Source organism: Streptomyces sp. NPDC002537, assembly GCF_053594975.1.
This window is the reverse complement of sequence record NZ_JBSFWT010000175.1, coordinates 1-3,895: the sequence shown is the minus strand read 5'-3', so window position 1 is coordinate 3,895 and position 3,895 is coordinate 1. Positions and strand designations below refer to the sequence as shown.

At 73.6% G+C, this 3,895-nt stretch carries 2 protein-coding genes; both read right to left on the bottom strand.

Features of this window, described 5'->3' with window-relative positions; all coding sequences use genetic code 11:
• Nucleotides 1-170 precede the first annotated feature (170 nt).
• Nucleotides 171-1,046 (bottom strand): ABC transporter permease, encoded by an 876-nt coding sequence (locus ACWD4A_RS35115; RefSeq protein WP_451200507.1) that lies wholly within the window; start codon nt 1,044-1,046, stop codon nt 171-173.
• Nucleotides 1,043-3,769, bottom strand: a complete 2,727-nt coding sequence (locus ACWD4A_RS35110) for an alpha/beta fold hydrolase (protein ID WP_451200504.1) — start codon at nt 3,767-3,769, stop codon at nt 1,043-1,045. Before ACWD4A_RS35110 ends, ACWD4A_RS35115 begins: the two co-directional genes overlap by 4 nt.
• Nucleotides 3,770-3,895 lie beyond the last annotated feature (126 nt).

Here is a 3,895-nt window from a genome sequence, read left to right as displayed (position 1 = left end):
GGCCGAAGAGCCACGGTCCGGAAAATCCAGCCCGTCCGGCGTTTGAGGACAACGCGGCGAAGCCGTGTTGCGGGGTCCGGGGCGGAGCCCCGGTTTCGGGAAGGGGCGGGGCTGGGGAACAAAGCCGCCGGGCCGCACCCGAACGCAGGTCCAGGCCACGAAGCCCGGGGCTACGACACCACGTCCTTGCCACGGAAGTGGCGGAACGCGCAAGCGAAGAGCACCAGCGCGTAGGACACCGACACCGCCGCCCCCTTCACCATCCCCGACCACTCCAGGTGCGGCTGGAGCGCGTCCGCCCAGGCGAACTGCCAGTGCGCGGGCAGGAAATCGCGCCAGTCGCCGAGCGCGGTGACCGCGTCCAGGACGTTGCCGACGATGGTCAGACCGACCGCGCCGCCGACCGCGCCCAGCGGCGCGTCCGTGACCGTCGACAGCCAGAACGCGAGCCCGGCGGTCACCAGTTGCCCGACGAAGATGTACACGACGACCAGCGCGAGCCGCTCGACCGCCGTACCGCCGGGCAGCGAACCGCCCGTGGGGATCTGCAGTGCGCCCCAGCCGTACGCGGCCGTGCCCGCGGCCAGCGCCACCAGCGGCAGCAGCACCATCGCGGCCGCGCTGAAGCCCAGCGCCACGGTCAGCTTGCTCAGCAGCAGCCGCGCCCTCGGCACCGGCGCCGCCAGCAGATAGCGCAGTGACGACCAGCTCGCCTCGGACGCCACCGCGTCACCGCAGAACAGCGCCACCGGCACCACCAGCAGGAAGCCCGCCGACACGAACAGACACGTCGCCGCGAAGTTCACGCCGGACGAGGTGGCGGTGTCGATGAGCGTCACCCGGCCGTCCCGGCCGCTCGGCTGCCCGCCGATCGCGAAGGCCGCGATCAGGACGAACGGCAGCACGGCCAGGACCGCCCCGACCACGAGCGTGCGCCGCCGCCGCAACTGCCGCATCGCCTCCACCCGCAGCGGCAGCGTGTGCCGCGCCCGGTAGCCGGGCGCGGCCTCCGGGGCGATGCCCGCAGCGTCCGTCGTCGTGCTCATGCGGAGCCTCCGATCAGGGTCAGGAACGCGTCCTCCAGACGGCGGTGCGGACCCACACGCTCCACCGGGACCTCCAGCCGGACCAGCTCCACCAGCAACGCGGACGGGCCCATCCCGTCGAGCCCCACCAGCAGCCCCTCGTCCGTCCGCACGGCGGAGGCCACCCCGGGCAGCGCGGCCACCTTCTCCGCGACCGCCTCCGACACACCGCCCTCGACACCGACCAGCAGCGTGTCGCCCGAGCCGACGATGTCCGCGACCGGACCGGCGGTCACCAGCCGCCCGCGGTCCATCACCACCAGGTGCGTACAGCTCTGCTCGACCTCGGAGAGGAGATGGCTGGAGACGATGACGGTGCGCCCGGCGGCCGCGTACCGGATCATCACCTCGCGCATCTCGCGGATCTGCGGCGGGTCGAGACCGTTGGTCGGCTCGTCCAGGATCAGCAGGTCCGGCAGCCCCAGCATGGCCTGGGCGATGGCGAGCCGCTGCCGCATGCCCTGGGAGTACGTCCGCACGGCGCGCTCCAGCGCGGAGCCGAGCCCGGCGATCTCCAGGGCCTCCTCGACGTGCGCGTCCTCCGCGGGCCGGCCCGTCGCCTGCCAGTACAGATCGAGGTTGGCCCGCCCGGACAGATGCGGCAGGAAACCGGCACCCTCCACGAACGCCCCGACCCGGGACAGCACCGGCGCGCCCGGCCGGATCGCGTGCCCGAAGACCCGCACCTCGCCGCCGTCGGGACGGATGAGACCCATGAGCATCCGCAGGGTGGTGGTCTTGCCCGCCCCGTTCGGCCCCAGCAGCCCGAGCACCTGACCGCGCTCGACCCGGAACGACAGTTCCTTGACGGCATACCGGTCGGCGGACTTGGCGTACCGCTTGCTCAGGCCGGTGATCTGCAACGGCACGTCGGCGAGCGCCGGATCGGGCGCGGGGACGGCGGTGCGCCGCCGTCCGGTCAGCAGCACCGCCACGGCGACGACCACGCCGCCCACCGGCAGCCCCCACGTCCACCACGGCAGGGCGGCCGAAGCGGTCCGTACGCCGGAGGCCGTCGGCACGCTGAGGCCGTCACCCTCCAGGGCGACGGTGTACGTGGCGGGTTGTGCCGGTGACGCGTACGCGAGGTCCGTGGTGGCGAGCACCAGCCGCATCCGGTGCCCGGACTCGAAGGTGTGGTCGATCGCGGGGAGCCGCACCTCGACCGTCCGGCCCTCCTTGGCGTCGCCCACCCGCACCGGGGCGACGAGCTGCGCGGGCAGCACCTGCTGCCCGTTGGGGCCGACGTCGTACAGCTTCGCGAAGAGCACGGCCTCACCGGAGTCCGAGGTGACCTTGGCCTTCACGGTCGGCGTACCGGTCACCCGGACGCCCTCGGTGAGCCGCGCGGACTCGAAGCGGGCGTACTGGCCGGGGAAGTCGAGCGACAGCCCGACGCCGAGCCCCGACAACTGGGACACCGCGCCGATCCCCGGCACCGTGGAGATGGCCGGAGGGGTGGCGCCCGCGGGGTTGCCGAACGACTGCGGGCGGCCGGTCAGCGGAATCGTGCGGGCGTCGTTGCGCAGCCCCGGATAGCGGTCCGCGCTCGCGCCCCGCACCCGCGCCTTGCCGTCGGTGGTGTCGATGCCACCGGTCCTGCTCACCCGGAACGCGGGCCCGGTGCCGACGCTCTCGTCGCCCTTGAGGTAGTGGTCGAACCACGCGCGCGTGCGCTGCGCGATCCGGCCGCTCTCCTCCCCGACGCCGCTGTCGTGGCCGCCCGCGATCCAGTCGACGGATACGGGCGCGCCGTTGCGACGGACGGCCCGCGCCGCCGCGTCGGACTGGTCGAGGGGGAACAGCGAATCGTTCTGCCCCTGGAGGAGCAGCGTGGGCACCTTGATGCGGTCGGCCACGGCGGACGGGCTGCGGCGCTCCAGCAGCTCGCGCGCCGCCGCGTCGGGCTTCCCCGCCACGGCCACCCGCTCGTACATCTCGCACAGGTCCTTCTCGAACCGTCCGCAGCCGGCCGCGGACGGGGCCGCGGGGGAGCCCTGCTTCGGGGCGGCGGAGACCCCGGTGGACCCGGTGGTGAAGAAGACGCCGGCCCAGAGCTTCTTGAACACGTCGCTCGGGAAGAGCGAGTCGGCGAGGTTCCAGTAGGTGATCTCCGGGGCGATCGCGTCGATGCGCTTGTCGTGCCCGGCGGCGAGGAGGGCGACCGCGCCACCGTAGGAGCCGCCCGCGATCCCGACCCTGGGGTCGCCCGCCTTGTCGAGCCGCACCTCGGGGCGCGTGGCCAGCCAGTCGACGATCCGGCTCACGTCGGCGACCTCGTGGTCGGGGTCGTTGAGCCCGATCCGGCCGGTGGACCTGCCGAAGCCGCGCGCGGACCACGTCACCACCGCGTAGCCGTCGCGTGCCAGGTCCTCCGCCTGGCCGCGCAGGTCCTCCTTGCTGCCCCCGAAGCCGTGGGCGAGCAGTACGGCAGGCCTGCGGCCTCCATTGTCACCAGAGGTGCTGTGCCCATTGTCACCAGAGGTGAAGTAGGACATGTCGATCCGGACCTTGTCGCCGCTGCCCGGTGACTCGGGCACGCTCAGGAACCGGTCCTCGCGGTGCACCGAGGGCCCGCCGCCGCCCGAGGCCGAGGCCGCCGTCCAGGTACCCGCACCGGCCAGCACGGCCAGCGCGGCCGCGACGGCGGCCAGGCGTTTGCGGCGGGGGAGTCGCAGTCTCATACGTCGATGCTATGCGGGCCTTGGTGCGGGCTCGTTGCCGCCTGCGGCGGGGGCGGCCTGCGGCCGCGTCCTCAAACGCCGGACGGGCTGGTTGTGCGGACCGTAGCCGGCACATTCAGCCCGTCC

Bases quoted from the DNA above. Each gene is read 5' to 3' on its own strand.
- ACWD4A_RS35110 (WP_451200504.1), bottom strand. From the start codon at position 3,769: ATGAGACTGCGACTCCCCCGCCGCAAACGCCTGGCCGCCGTCGCGGCC.
- ACWD4A_RS35115 (WP_451200507.1), bottom strand. From the start codon at position 1,046: ATGAGCACGACGACGGACGCTGCGGGCATCGCCCCGGAGGCCGCGCCC.